Annotated in this window: 8 protein-coding genes and 1 pseudogene; 4 read left to right on the forward strand and 5 right to left on the reverse strand. The window is 72.2% G+C overall.

The window, feature by feature from the left end:
- Positions 1-14: 14 nt before the first annotated feature.
- A complete protein-coding gene (locus tag GSF22_RS21240; protein WP_208815487.1) occupies positions 15-653 on the reverse strand; it encodes an SRPBCC family protein in 639 nt (212 codons plus the stop codon).
- Positions 654-657: 4 nt separating this feature from the next.
- Complete coding sequence (locus tag GSF22_RS21245; protein ID WP_208815488.1) at positions 658-1,698, reverse strand: S66 family peptidase; 1,041 nt, start codon at positions 1,696-1,698, stop codon at positions 658-660.
- Positions 1,699-1,793: 95 nt separating this feature from the next.
- Between GSF22_RS21245 and GSF22_RS21250 the strand changes: the two genes are divergently transcribed.
- Positions 1,794-2,819 (forward strand): hypothetical protein, encoded by a 1,026-nt coding sequence (locus tag GSF22_RS21250; RefSeq protein ID WP_307804189.1) that lies wholly within the window; start codon positions 1,794-1,796, stop codon positions 2,817-2,819.
- A 130-nt stretch (positions 2,820-2,949) separates the two neighbouring features.
- Positions 2,950-5,736, forward strand: coding sequence for a phosphoenolpyruvate carboxylase (gene ppc, locus GSF22_RS21255; RefSeq protein WP_208815489.1), 2,787 nt, complete (start codon positions 2,950-2,952; stop codon positions 5,734-5,736).
- Between the two features lie 81 nt (positions 5,737-5,817).
- On the opposite strand, the gene GSF22_RS21260 is transcribed toward ppc, so the two are convergent.
- The gene (locus GSF22_RS21260; protein WP_208815490.1) at positions 5,818-6,675 is read right to left on the reverse strand and encodes a hypothetical protein; all 858 of its coding nucleotides are present in this window, start codon (positions 6,673-6,675) and stop codon (positions 5,818-5,820) included.
- A gap of 54 nt (positions 6,676-6,729) precedes the next feature.
- Here GSF22_RS21260 and GSF22_RS21265 point away from each other — a divergent pair.
- Both GSF22_RS21265 and GSF22_RS21270 read left to right on the forward strand, forming a co-directional pair.
- Positions 6,730-7,872, forward strand: a pseudogene (locus tag GSF22_RS21265) (DNA recombination protein RmuC); the annotation flags it as partial.
- A gap of 341 nt (positions 7,873-8,213) precedes the next feature.
- On the forward strand, positions 8,214-11,495 hold the full coding sequence (locus GSF22_RS21270) for a S8 family serine peptidase (protein ID WP_208815492.1): 3,282 nt from the start codon (positions 8,214-8,216) through the stop codon (positions 11,493-11,495).
- A 197-nt stretch (positions 11,496-11,692) separates the two neighbouring features.
- On the opposite strand, the gene GSF22_RS21275 is transcribed toward GSF22_RS21270, so the two are convergent.
- Positions 11,693-12,106, reverse strand: a complete 414-nt coding sequence (locus GSF22_RS21275; RefSeq protein ID WP_208815495.1) for a hypothetical protein — start codon at positions 12,104-12,106, stop codon at positions 11,693-11,695.
- 63 nt (positions 12,107-12,169) lie between these two features.
- On the reverse strand, positions 12,170-13,162 hold the full coding sequence (locus GSF22_RS21280; RefSeq protein ID WP_208815493.1) for a 4-hydroxy-3-methylbut-2-enyl diphosphate reductase: 993 nt from the start codon (positions 13,160-13,162) through the stop codon (positions 12,170-12,172).
- Between the last annotated feature and the right edge of the window lie 105 nt (positions 13,163-13,267).

The following is a 13,267-nucleotide window of genomic DNA, read 5'->3' on the forward strand; positions in this document are numbered from 1 at the left end:
GGGCGGGGCCGGGGTCAGGGTGCCGGCGTGCCGGTGTAGGCGGCCGTGGTCCGGTCGGCGGCTGCCCGTGCCTGCTGGGGATCGGTACCGGCGGCGACGCTGGCCTCCGCCCATCGCAGGCTGCTCAGGGTCATGAACTCCCGCCCCTGGTCGGAGCCGACCCAGGCGGCTGCCGTCTCCGGGGTCACCGACTTCCCGGTGCCGAAGTACCCGGCCAGGCCGAGCAGGCCCATGTCCCAGCCGACCCCGACCGCTCCGGGCCCGAACTCGGTCCACCGGTCGTCGTCGACGTGCGCCACGTGCTCCAGTTCGAACCGGGTACGCCCGTCCGGCTCGTCCGTCAGGCGGACCTCGATCCAGCTCACGTCGCCGCCGTACTCCCACGTGGCGGCGAAACTCCGGGGCGGGTCGCAACGCTCGACCACCCCACCCGCGTTGCCCTGCAACTGGTACCGGCCGTGCAGCCGCAGGTCACCGGTGACCGGCAGGAACCAGCGGGCGATCCGGTCGGCGCTGGTGCAGGCGTCCCAGACGTCCTCGACCGGGGCGTCGTAGGTCTGGCTGACCGTGACCACCCGGGCCTCGCCGGCCTCCAGCACCCGGGTGCCGACCCGACGGCGTACCGCACTGATCTGATGGTTGACGTCGATCATCGGTTCAGTATCGGACGCTGATCCGCCGACCGGGCGCGTCGACCCGCACGGTGCCGCCGTACGGAATGATCAACTGGGGGTCGGTGTGGCCGAGGTCGACGTCGAAGACCACCACCGCGTCCGGGGCGTACTCGCCCAGCGCCCGGGTGACCGCCGCGCGCTGCTCGTCGAGGTGCTGCTGCTTGGCCGCGCCGGTCAACGGGCGGGCGAAGTCCCACGCCTTGGCCCGGCCGACCAGCACCGCCCCGAACCGGGCGAGGAGTCCGCGTTCGCCGAGGTTGCGCAGGATCCGGTAGACCTCGGTCGCCCCGGGCAGTTCCTCCGAGGTCTCGATCACCAGGACGCAGCCGGTGAGGTCCGCGTCCGGCCCGACCCGGCCGGCCGCGAGCAGCCAGTGCAGGATCTCCAGGTTGCCGCCCCAGGCGGGCCCCTCGACCACCCGGGCCGGCCCCTGCCAGTGCCAGCCCTGCCCGGGGAACATCACCGGCGGCACGGCGAGCGAGGCCGGGTCCTGCCAGTCGTTGGGTTGGTCGCTCCACTCGTCGGCGGGCGTCAGGTCGTACCAGCCGGAGGTGAACAGCGCGGCCCGCAGCGAGTCGGCGGTCAGCGGGTGCAGGGCGCCCGGGCGGCCGAGGTGCACCAGCACCGAGCCGCCGTGGTAGGCCACGACGCCCAACTGGAACAGGTGGTGCAGCAGGTTCGTGTTGTCCGAGTAGCCGAAGAACGGTTTCGGGTCGGCCCGCAGCACCGCGTCGTCCAGGTGCGGGGTGACCGTGATCAGGTCCTCGCCGCCCACCGTGGCGAGGACCGCGCGGACCGTCGGGTCGGCGAACGCGGCGACCAGGTCGCGGGCCCGGTCCCGGGGGTCGGCCCGGGGCGCCCGGGTGGTCGGGTACTCCACCGGCACCAGGTCGAACTCCTCCCGCAGCCGGCGCAGCCCCAACTCGTAAACGTGCGGGAAGAGCGCCGGCCCCGGGCTGGAGAGCGAGACGACCGCGACCCGGTCGCCGGGGCGCGGCTTGGGCGGGTAGCTCAGGTGTCGCATGTCAGCACGGTATCGACGTGGGCAACTGGTTTCGCCGCCAGCAAAATTCCCCTCTTACCATCTCAGAACCCCTCTAATAGCCATAGCCTGGCACGGTGGAGGCGACGACGGCGGACCGGCGGACCGGACCGGGACAGCTGCTCCGTACCGTCGGCCTGCTCCTCGGCACGCTCACCCTGGCCACCGCGTTCATCGCCGCCTACGCCGGCGCCCTGCACCAGCCGACCGCGCACGACGTACCCGTCGGGGTGGTGCGCGGCGACCAGCCGGCCGAGTCGCTGCTGACCGCCGTGCGCGGCCGGACCGACACGATCAGGAGCATCGGGTACGCCGACCGGGCCGCCGCCGACGACGGACTGGCCACCCGCGAGGTGTACGCCGTGCTCACCTCGGCCCCCGGCGGGCTCGACCTGACCACGGCGAGCGCGGGCGCGCCCAGCGCCACCGACCTGGTCACCGGGGTGCTCACCGGGGCGGCCGGGCAGGCCGGGGTGCCCGTCAAGGTCACCGACGGGTACCCGGTCGCCCCGGCGGACCCGCGTGGCCTGGTGCCGTTCTACCTGGCGGTCGGCCTGGTGCTCGGCGGCTACCTGGCCGCCACCGTGCTCGGCCTGGCCGCCGGCACCACCCCGGTCGACCTGCGCCGGGCCGGGCTGCGGGCCGGGGCGCTGGCCGTCCACTCGGTGCTGCTCGGGATCGCCGGGGCGTTGGTCGTCGGCCCGGTACTGGGTGTCTGGGATCACGATGTGCCGTTCGTCGCCGCCGCCGGGGCGCTGGCCAGTTTCGCCGCCGCCATGATCGCCGCCGCCGTGCAGGGCTGGCTGGGGCTGCTCGGTACCGGACTGGTGATCCTGCTGCTCGTGGTGCTCGGCAACCCCGGTTCCGGCGGCATCTACGCCCCGGAGTTCCTGCCGGCCGCGCTGCGCGGGATGCACCGCTGGAACGTCCCGGGACTCACCAACGACCTGCTCAAATCGGTCGTCTACTTCGACCGCCGGTCGATGGCCTGGCCGCTGGCCTGGTTGACCGGCTGGGCGCTGGCCGGGCTGGTCGGGCTGCTCACCGCCGCCCTGGTCCGGGGCCGGCCGACGCACCGTGCCCGGCACACCGCCTCGTCCTGACTTGTTAGGAAGGGCCCCCTGCTATGCAAAAAACGATAGGAAGGGGCCCTTCCAATCGAACCGGGGGGCGCGGATACCATCCAGACAGTCGGACAGCGCTGTCCTTCGTACTCACGTAAGGAGCGCGGGTATGACCGACCAGTACGACCACGACGGACCTGACGCCGCCCTGCGCGCCGACATCCGGCGCCTCGGCACCCTGCTCGGCCAGACCCTCGCCCGGCAGGAGGGCCCACCCCTGCTCGACCTGGTCGAGGAGGTACGCGCCCTGGTCCGGTCCGACCCGCCGGCCGCCGCCACCCGGCTGACCGGGATGGACGTGACCACCGGCACCAAGCTGGCCCGGGCCTTCTCCACCTACTTCCACCTGGCCAACATCACCGAGCAGGTGCACCGGGCCCGCGATCTGCGGCGCCGCCGGGCCACCCACGGGGGCTGGCTGGACCAGGCCGCCAAGATGATCGCCGAGCGGGGCGTACCGGCCGACGAGATCGCCGCCGCCGCCCGCCGGCTGGCCGTCCGGCCGGTCTTCACCGCGCACCCCACCGAGGCGGCCCGCCGGTCGATCCTGTCCAAGCTGCGCGCCATCGCCGACGAGCTGGACGCCGAGGCGGCTGCCGCGATCCTCTACGGGGCCAGCGACGAGGGCCCGAGCAACCGGCGCCTGGCCGAGCTGCTCGACCTGATGTGGCAGACCGACGAGCTGCGGCTGGACCGGCCGGACCCGACCGACGAGGCCCGTAACGCCATCTACTACCTGCGCGACCTGTACGGCGACGCGGCGCCCCGGGTACTCGACGACCTGGCCGACACGCTGCGTTCGCTGGGCGTGGAGACCTCCCCGACGGCCCGCCCGTTGACCTTCGGCACCTGGATCGGCGGTGACCGGGACGGCAACCCGTTCGTCACCCCGCACGTCACCCGCGAGGTGCTGCTGATCCAGCACGAGCACGGCCTCCAGGCCACCGAGACGGCGATGGAGGCGCTGATCAACGAGGTCTCCGTCTCCCGCCGGCTGCGCGGGGTGTCCCTGGACCTCTCCGCCAGCCTCGCCGCCGACCTGGACGTACTGCCCGAGGTGGCGGCCCGGTTCCGCCGGGTCAACGCCGAGGAGCCGTACCGGCTCAAGGCGCGCTGCGTGAAGGCGAAGCTGGCCAACACCCGGCGCCGGCTGCGGGAGGGCACCGCGCACACCCCCGGCCGGGACTACCGGGGTACCGCCGAACTCCTCGCCGACCTGGAGCTGATGCGCGCCTCGCTGGCCCGCAACTCCGGCCAGCTCACCGCGGTCGGCAAGCTCGCCTCGGCGATCCGTACCGTCTCCGCCTTCGGGCTGCACCTGGCCACCCTGGACGTGCGGGAGCACGCCGAGGCGCACCACGCGGTGCTCGCCCAGTTCTACGCGGCGGTCGGCGAGGTCTCCGACTACCCGGGCCTGAGCCGGCTGGAGCGGACCAAGCTGCTCGCCGACGAGCTGACCGGGCGTCGTCCGCTCAGCAACGCCGACACCCCGCTCACCGAGAGCGCCCGGAAGACCTTCGACGTCTTCGGCACCATCCGGGATGCCCAGGACCGGTTCGGCACCGAGGTCATCGAGTCGTACATCATCTCGATGACCCTCGGCGTCGACGACGTACTCGCCGCCGTGGTCCTGGCCCGCGAGGCCGGTCTGGTGGACGTGCACAGCGGCCGGGCGCGGATCGGCTTCGTGCCGCTGCTGGAGACCCCGGCCGAGCTGAACGCCGGTGGCGAACTCCTCGACGAGCTGCTCTCCCTGCCGGCGTACCGGGCCCTGGTCGCCGCCCGGGGTGACGTGCAGGAGGTGATGCTGGGTTACTCCGACTCCAACAAGGAGGCCGGCATCACCACCAGCCAGTGGGCCATCCACCGGGCGCAGCGCAGCCTGCGGGACGTGGCGGCGCGGCACGGGGTACGGCTGCGGCTGTTCCACGGCCGGGGTGGCACCGTCGGCCGGGGCGGCGGCCCCACCCACGAGGCGATCCTGGCCCAGCCGTACGGCACCCTGGACGGCGCGATCAAGGTCACCGAGCAGGGTGAGGTCATCTCCGACAAGTACACCCTGCCGTCGCTGGCCCGGGAGAACCTGGAACTCACCCTGGCCGCCGTGCTGCAGAGTGCCCTGCTGCACACCACGCCCCGGCAGCCGGCCGAGGCGCTGGAGCGCTGGGACGCCGCGATGGACGTGGTCTCGGAGTCGGCCTTCCGGTCCTACCGGGGGCTGGTGGAGAACCCGGACCTGCCGGCGTACTTCTGGGCGTCCACCCCGACCGAGCTGCTCGGCGCGCTGAACATCGGCTCCCGGCCGGCGAAGCGCCCCAACACCGGTGCCGGACTGTCCGGGCTGCGGGCGATCCCGTGGGTGTTCGGCTGGACCCAGACCCGGCAGATCGTGCCAGGCTGGTTCGGGGTCGGCACCGGGTTGGCCGCCGCCCGGGCCGAGGGGCTGTCCGACGTACTCGCCGAGATGTACCGCAACTGGCACTTCTTCCGGACGTTCCTGTCGAACGTGGAGATGATGCTGACCAAGACCGACCTGGGCATCGCCCGCCGGTACGTCGAGACGCTGGTACCCAAGAAGCTGCACCCGATCTTCGACCTGATCTGCGAGGAGTACGACCGGACCAAGCAGGAGGTGCTGGCGATCACCAACTCGCCGGCCCTGCTGGAGAACTCGCCGGTGCTCCAGCGCACCCTGGCCGTCCGGGACACCTACCTGGAGCCGCTGCACCACCTCCAGGTCGCCCTGCTGCGGCAGTACCGCGACTCCGGTGCGGCCGGACGCGCGGTCGCCACCGCACCCGGCGCCCGGCGGGCCCCCGGGGACGGCACCGCCCTGGAACGGGCGTTGCTCACCACGGTCAACGGCATCGCCGCCGGCATGCGCAACACCGGCTGACCGGTAAGGAAGGGCCCCTTCCTAACGCATTCTGCATAGGAAGGGGCCCTTTTTACCACCTGCCAGCGGGACGGTCGGCACCTACCAGTCGCCCCCACCGCCGAAGTCACCGCCACCGAAGTCACCGCCGCCGAAGCCACCGCCAGCAAAGTCGCCACCACCAGTGAAGTCGCCACCACCACCGGGGTCACCGCCAGCAAAGTCGCCACCACCACCGAGATCACCGCTGCCACCGGGATCACCGTCACCGTCGGACCCGCCACCGTCGGCACCCAGGCCGTCGGCGTACCCCTCCTGGTACCCCGCGCCGTAGGAGTACCCGGGGTCGGCGAAGGCCGGCGAGAAGAGGGCATCGGCGATCAGCAGGCCGCCGAGTACACCCGCACCGGCACCCAACGCGGTCCGCCACCACGGCGTCGAGTACCAACCTGCCGGTACCGGCCGCCCCTGGTAGCGACCACCCGGGTAGTAGTACGGCGTCTCCCCGCCCGGTCGCGGCCCGGCCTTGACGACCTGACCCTGCACGTCGACGGTCCGCTCCCGGGTCAGCCTGCCGGCGCCCCGCGCCGCAGCCAGCGGGGGCAGCTCCGGGCCGGGATCGATACCGAGGGCCACCCGGGCGGCCCGGACGTACGCCAGTCCCTCCAGGGCGGTCTCCCGGGCCAGTTCGAACTGCCGGACGGTACGCGCCTGTTCCAACTGGCCACCGGCCGCGTTGTACCGCTCCCCCGCGTCGACCAGCGCCTGACGTACCGCCGGGGAGTCCCCGTGCAGGTTCAGCACCTGGCCGCCGAGGCGTTCGTACCACCGTTGCGCGTCGGCGCGGGCATCGGCGACCAGCCGTTCCTCCCGTGCCCGGCTCTCCGCCCGCCACCAGAGCAGGACACCGACGACCAGTACGAGCAGCAGCACGAGCAGGACGACCAACACGATCCTCATGAACCGCACGTACCCACGCAGCTCCTCCCGTACCCCGTTTGGCAAGCTCGGAGGATGGACTTCTCGACGCTGGCCGTGGTCGTCGTCTGCCTCGGGGCCGGTGGGGCGGTGGGCTGGCTGGCCGCGCGGAGCCGCTCCGCAGCGGAGATCGCCCGCCTGGACGCCACGCTGGCCGCCGCCCGCGACGGTGAGGCACGGCTGGAGCAGTCCATCCGGGCGTTGAACTACGAGGCGACCGCCCAGTCCCAGGAGGCGGTGGCCCGGGCGGTGGCACCGCTGCACGAGACGCTGCGCCGCTACTCCGAACGAGTGGCCGAACTGGAACGCGACCGGGTGGACGCGTACGCGGAGCTGCGGGAACAGGTCCGGTCGATGGGCGTGGTCTCCGGTGAGCTGCGAACCGAGACCCGCCAGCTGGTCGCCGCGCTCCGCGCCCCGCAGGTGCGGGGCCGCTGGGGGGAGCACCAGCTCCGCCGGATCATCGAGGCGGCCGGGATGCTGGAGCACTGCGACTTCGCCGAGCAGGTGACGGCCAGCACCGACCAGCAGACCGTCCGGCCCGACCTGGTGGTCCGGCTGCACGGTGGCCGCAGCGTGGTGGTGGACGCCAAGGCGCCGTTCGACGCGTACCTGACCGCGATGGAGGCCCGGGACGAGCGGACCCGGGACTCCCACCTGGACGCGCACGCGCGGCACCTGCGCTCGCACGTGGACGCGCTCGCCGCGAAGTCGTACTGGGCGGCGTTCGACCCGAGCCCGGAGTTCGTGGTGCTCTTCGTGCCGGCGGACCCGTTTCTCGACGTGGCCCTGCAACGTGACCCGACGCTGCTGGAGCACGCCTTCGCCCGCAATGTCGTCCTGGCCACCCCGGCCACCCTGGTCGCCCTGCTCCGGACCGTGGCGTACGCCTGGCGGCAGGAGGCGCTGGCCCGCAACGCGGTGGCCGTGCACTCGCTGGCCCGGGAACTGTACGGACGGCTCGCGACGCTGGGCGACCACGTGACCAAGCTGGGCGGTGCGCTGGGTAGCGCGGTCACCGCGTACAACCGGACGGTCGGGTCGTTGGAGGCCCGGGTGCTGGTGAGCGCCCGCAAGCTGGCCGACCTGGGAGTGTCCGACCAGGAGCTGGCCACCCCGACCCAGGTGGAGTCGGCTCCGCGCCAGCCACAGGCGCCCGAGCTGGTGGAGTCGGCCCCACGGCAGCCACAGGCGCCCGAGCTGGTGGAGTCGGCCCCACGGCAGGCAAGGTCCCCCGAGCTGGTGGATCAGCCGATGCTGGTGCCGCTCACCGAGCAGCTCACCGAGCAGCTCTCCGACGGCAACGGACGGTAACCCTCCACTGCGGACCATGGCGGCTCAGATCGTCGTCCGTCCGCGTATCGGCCGACCGGCTGGTCCCGCAGAACCGTAGGCCAGTTCACGTCACGGGCTGGTCACAAACGTACCGGCCAGTAGTGACATCGACTTCCAATACCACGAGGATTCGGTCAACGCGTGCCCTGCAATTTCCAGGGCCCTGTTCTCTGGAGGAAGAGAACGTGAGTAAACCCCGCAAACGGAGCCGGCGTACCTCCGCTGCGCTCTTCGCGTCGGTCATGGCGGCCGGCGCCATGACGGTGGGCGGTACGACCACCGCGAGTGCCAACCCGCCGGTCGAATCCGATGTGTCCCGGGCCACCGCCGCCGAGACGCTCGGAGCGCACGACGCCAAGCTGCTGGCCGAGGCCGAGGCCAAGCACGAACCGACCGTGACGCTCATCGTCGCCACCGAGGCCGGCGAGGCGAAGGACGTCGCCGCGGACCTGACCGCGCTCGGCGCCGCCGTCAGCCGCCGGTTCGACACCATCGGCTACGTACTCGCCGAGGTCCCGACCTCGAAGGTGCTCCGGGCCGCCACGCTGCCCGGTGTCTCCGCCGTCGACCTGGACGAGGTCATCCAACTGCCGGACCCCCGCCCCGAGGCCAAGGCCGGCGCTCCCCGCAGCGCCGCCCAGGCCACCACGGCGAGCGGGCCGGGAGCGGACACCCCGGCGGCGAACCCCTACATGCCCACCAACGAGACCGGTGCCGTCGCGTTCAAGACGGCGAACCCGACCTGGGACGGCCGGGGCGTGACCATCGGCATCATGGACTCCGGCGTGGACCTCGACCACCCGGCACTCCAGACCACCACCACCGGCGAGCGCAAGATCGTCGACTGGGTCACCGCGACCGACCCGCTGGAGGACCTGACCTGGCGGCGGATGCAGGCGGAGGTGACCGGCCCGTCGTTCACCATCGCCGGTGGCACCTGGACCGCCGCAGCCGGCACCTACCGGTTCAACCTCTTCAACGAGTCGATCACCGCCACCAGCGACCCGCGCGGCGACGTCAACCGGGACGGGGACACCACCGACAGCTTCGGTGTCCTCTACGACCCGGTCACCCACAACATCTGGGTGGACGCCAACCAGAACCGGGACTTCACCGACGAGCCGATGATGCGGCCGTACAAGGAGAAGTTCGACATCGGGCACTTCGGGGTGGACAACCCCGCCACCGCCGTCCGGGACCAGATCCCGTTCGTGGTCGAGTACCGCGAGGACGTCGACGCCAACCCGGCCGACGGCCAGCCCGGCCCGTTCTACGACTACGTCAACATCGGCATCGTGGAGTCCACCCACGGTACCCACGTCGCCGGCATCACCGCCGCCAACGACATGCTCGGCAACAGCGTCCTCGACGGCGCGGCACCCGGCGCCAAGCTGGTCTCCGCCCGCGCCTGCTCCTGGGGCGGTGGCTGCACCGCTGCGGCGCTCACCACCGGCATGGCCGACCTGGTGATCAACCGGGGCGTCGACGTCATCAACATGTCGATCGGTGGCCTGCCGGCCCTGAACGACGGTTTCAACGCCCGCGCCGAGCTGTACAACAACCTGATCACCACGTACGGCGTGCAGATGTTCATCTCGGCCGGCAACTCCGGCCCGGGCCTGAACACCGTCGGCGACCCGTCGGTGGCCGACAACGTGGTCAGCACCGCAGCCAGCATCAGCAGGAACACCTGGCTGGCGAACTACGGTTCGGTGGTCCGCAAGCAGAACGCGCTGTTCAACTTCTCCTCGCGCGGCCCGCGTGAGGACGGCGGGTTCAAGCCGAACATCGCCGCCCCCGGTTCGGCGATCTCCACCGCGCCGACCTGGCAGGCGGGCGCCCCGGTCGCCGAGGCCGGCTACCCGCTCCCGCCGGGCTACGCGATGCTCAACGGCACGTCGATGGCCTCCCCGCAGGCCGCCGGCGCCGCCGCGCTGCTGCTCTCCGCCGCCAAGGCCAAGGGCCTGGGGGTCACCCCGGCCGCACTGCGCCGGGCGATCTACACCTCGGCCAAGCCGATCGACGGGGTACCGACGTACGGCCAGGGCTACGGCATGTTCAACGTGCCGGGCGCCTGGAAGCTGCTGAAGAGCGGCGTCACCACCCGGTCGTACACCACCGACGCACCGGTCTGCACCGAACTGTCCGGCCAGTTCCGGCCGGCGGAGCGGGCCAACCGTGGCCCGGGTGTCTACAACCGCTGCACCGCCGGCAACGGTGGTCACCGGGTCGGTGAGTCGAAGACCTACCCGGTGAAGATCACCCGTACCAGCGGCCCGGCCGGGGCGATCACCCACGAGCTCGCGCTGCGGGGCAACGACGGCACCTTCCGGGCTCCGGCCCAGGTCCGGCTGCCGCTGAACCAGACCGTCACGATCAACGTGACCGCCAAGCCGAAGTCGGCCGGGGCACACGGCGCGATCCTGACGATCGACGACCCGGCGACGACGGTCGTCGACCACGAGATCGCCACCGTGGTGGTCGCCTCGCACGAGGTCGCCGCGCCGGCGTACTCCTTCTCGGCCGAGGGGAGCGTCAACCGGAACGGCTTCACGTCGTACTTCGTGACCGTGCCGCCGGGTGCCGGCGCTCTCCAGGTGAACCTGTCCGGCATCGCCACCGGTTCGCACACCCGGTTCATCGCGTTCAACCCGTACGGCGTACCGGTGGAGAGCACCTCCAGCCTGAACTGCTACACCAACTTCTCCGACCCGGCGGTCTGCAAGCCGCAGGAGCGGGACTACCAGAACCCGATCGCCGGGGTCTGGGAGATCGAGGTGGAGTCGCGGCGTACCTCGCCGGCGCTGGACAACCCGTTCCAGCTCACCGCGCGGGTACAGGGCGTCCAGGTCGCGCCGGCCGTCATCGAGCTGCCCAGCGTCCCCGCCGGCCAGCCGGCTGCGGCGAGCTGGTCGCTGACCAACACCTTCGGCCCGGTCTCGGTCACCGGCCAGGGCGGCCCGCTCTCCAGCGTGCACAGTGAGCGGCCGACCATCACCGAGGGCACCTCGCAGGAGTACACCGTCGAGGTTCCGGAGGGTACGACCCGGTTCACCGCCCGGATCGGCAACCCGGCGAACGCCAGTGCCGACCTCGACCTGTACGTCTTCCGGGGCAACACGCTCGTCGGCCAGAACGCCGACGGCGACTCGGAGGAGTCGGTGACGATCAACAACCCGGTGGCCGGCAGCTACCGGATCGTCGTCGAGGGGTACGCGGTGGACGGTGCCGGTGGCAGCACCGCGTACGACTACCGGGACTCGTTCTCGGCGGCTGCGCTGGGCACCCTGTCGGCGCCGGCCACCCCGCTCACCCTGGCCAACGGCGGCACCGCCGACCTCACCGGCACGGTGACCGCCCAGTCGGCTCCGGCCGCGGGTCGCCAGCTCTACGGTGAGCTGGCCATCGTGACCAGCGAGGGTGCGGTCGTCGGCCGGGGCGCGGTCTCGGTCGGCGCGGTCAACTGACCCGACGCTCCACGCACACGGCAGCGCCCGTCCCCTGGGTCGTTCCAGGGGGCGGGCGCTGCTCCCGTACCGGGCCGGGATTCCTCCCGGCGGCGGGCCGGGCGCGCGGCAGTCGGTCGGCGCGCCCGGCGGTGGGTCGGACGCACCTGCCCCGGGTCAGGCCCGCGCGGCGGTGGGTCAGACGTCCTGGCCCCGGGTCAGGCGCGCTTGGCGCTCTGCACCCGCAGCGGCGTGCCCTGCTGGCAGGTGGTCATCAGGTCCGGTTCCACCCGGCCGGTGACCGTCACCCGGTTACCGGCCCGCAGGACGTCCCGGGGGCCGTCGACCAGCAGGTAACCGTCGATCAGGAGGCAGCCCGGTTCGACGCCCGGGGTGACCGTACCGGTCAACGTGAGCGTGCCGGCGGTGGCCGGTGGCAGACCGGAGGTACCGCCCGGATTTCCGGGGTCGGCCGGCATGGTCGGGTCGGCGGGGCTGGGCGGGAAGTCAGTCGTCACGGGCGATCCTGTGTCCTGGGTCGGGGTGGCAGTCGTACCGTCACCGCCCTGCGCACAGGCGCTCAGCGCCACGACGGCGAGCAGGGCGGCGGCGGTGATCCGCAGGGTCCTCATACCGTTGGGACGCGCGGGGTGACCGCGCGGTTCCCGGACCGGACCTTCAGCCATCGAAGCTCTTCAGGACCGGGCGGCTGCGGCCGCGGCCTTCATGTCCCGCTTCAGCTCCTGCGGGAGGGAGAAGGTGAGCCGCTCGTTGGCGGTGACGATCTCCTCCACGTCGGTGAAGCCGCGTGCCGCGAGGTGGTCGAGCACCTCCATGACCAACTCGTCGGGGACACTGGCGCCGGAGGTCAGGCCGACCGTGCGGGCACCGGCCAGCCAGGCGTCGTCGATCTCGGCGGCGTAGTCGATGAGGTGACCGGCGCGGGCCCCGGCGTCCAGCGCCACCTCGACCAGCCGGACCGAGTTGGACGAGTTGCGCGAACCCACCACGAGCACCACGTCGCAGTCGGCGGCGATCTCCTTGACCACGTGCTGTCGGTTGGAGGTGGCGTAGCAGATGTCGTCGCTCGGCGGGGACTGGAGCATCGGCAGCCGCTTCTTGAGCCGGGCGACGGTCTCCATCGTCTCGTCCACGGACAGGGTGGTCTGGGAGAGCCAGACCACCTTCTCCGGGTTGCGGACGGTGATCCGGTCCGCGTCCTCGGGGCCGTCGACGAGCTGGATGTGCTCGGGGGCCTCACCGGCGGTACCGATGACCTCCTCGTGCCCCTCGTGGCCGATGAGCAGGATGTCGTAGTCCTCGGCGGCGAACCGCTTCGCCTCCTGGTGCACCTTGGTGACCAGGGGGCAGGTGGCGTCGATGGCCTTCAACGAGCGGGCCCGGGCCTGCTCGTAGACCTCCGGCGCCACGCCGTGCGCCGAGAAGATCACCGTCGCGCCCTCGGGGACCTCCTCGTTCTCCTCCACGAAGATGGCGCCCCGGGCCTCCAGGGTGCGGACCACGTGCTTGTTGTGCACGATCTGTTTGCGCACGTAGATCGGTGCGCCGTAGAGCTTCAGCGCCTCCTCCACGGTCTGCACCGCACGGTCCACGCCCGCGCAGTAGCCACGGGGCTTGGCCAGGAGCACGCGCTTGCCGGTCTGGGGGGTCGCCTGAGCCTCGGTCACCCGCCCATCCTACGTGCCGCCGCCCGGACCGCCCGGCGAGCGCAGTACGCCCCGGGCCGCAACGGGCATGCGCCCAGCGCCCACGCACCCCAACCAACCCACCAC

This window comes from Micromonospora echinofusca, assembly GCF_017614955.1.
GTDB lineage: Bacteria > Actinomycetota > Actinomycetes > Mycobacteriales > Micromonosporaceae > Micromonospora > Micromonospora echinofusca_A.

What these genes read in the sequence shown, in the direction of transcription:
- GSF22_RS21240 (WP_208815487.1), bottom strand. Translation starts at nt 653, where the DNA reads ATGATCGACGTCAACCATCAGATCAGTGCGGTACGCCGTCGGGTCGGC.
- GSF22_RS21245 (WP_208815488.1), bottom strand. Translation starts at nt 1,698, where the DNA reads ATGCGACACCTGAGCTACCCGCCCAAGCCGCGCCCCGGCGACCGGGTC.
- ppc (WP_208815489.1), top strand. Translation starts at nt 2,950, where the DNA reads ATGACCGACCAGTACGACCACGACGGACCTGACGCCGCCCTGCGCGCC.
- GSF22_RS21260 (WP_208815490.1), bottom strand. Translation starts at nt 6,675, where the DNA reads ATGAGGATCGTGTTGGTCGTCCTGCTCGTGCTGCTGCTCGTACTGGTC.
- GSF22_RS21275 (WP_208815495.1), bottom strand. Translation starts at nt 12,106, where the DNA reads ATGAGGACCCTGCGGATCACCGCCGCCGCCCTGCTCGCCGTCGTGGCG.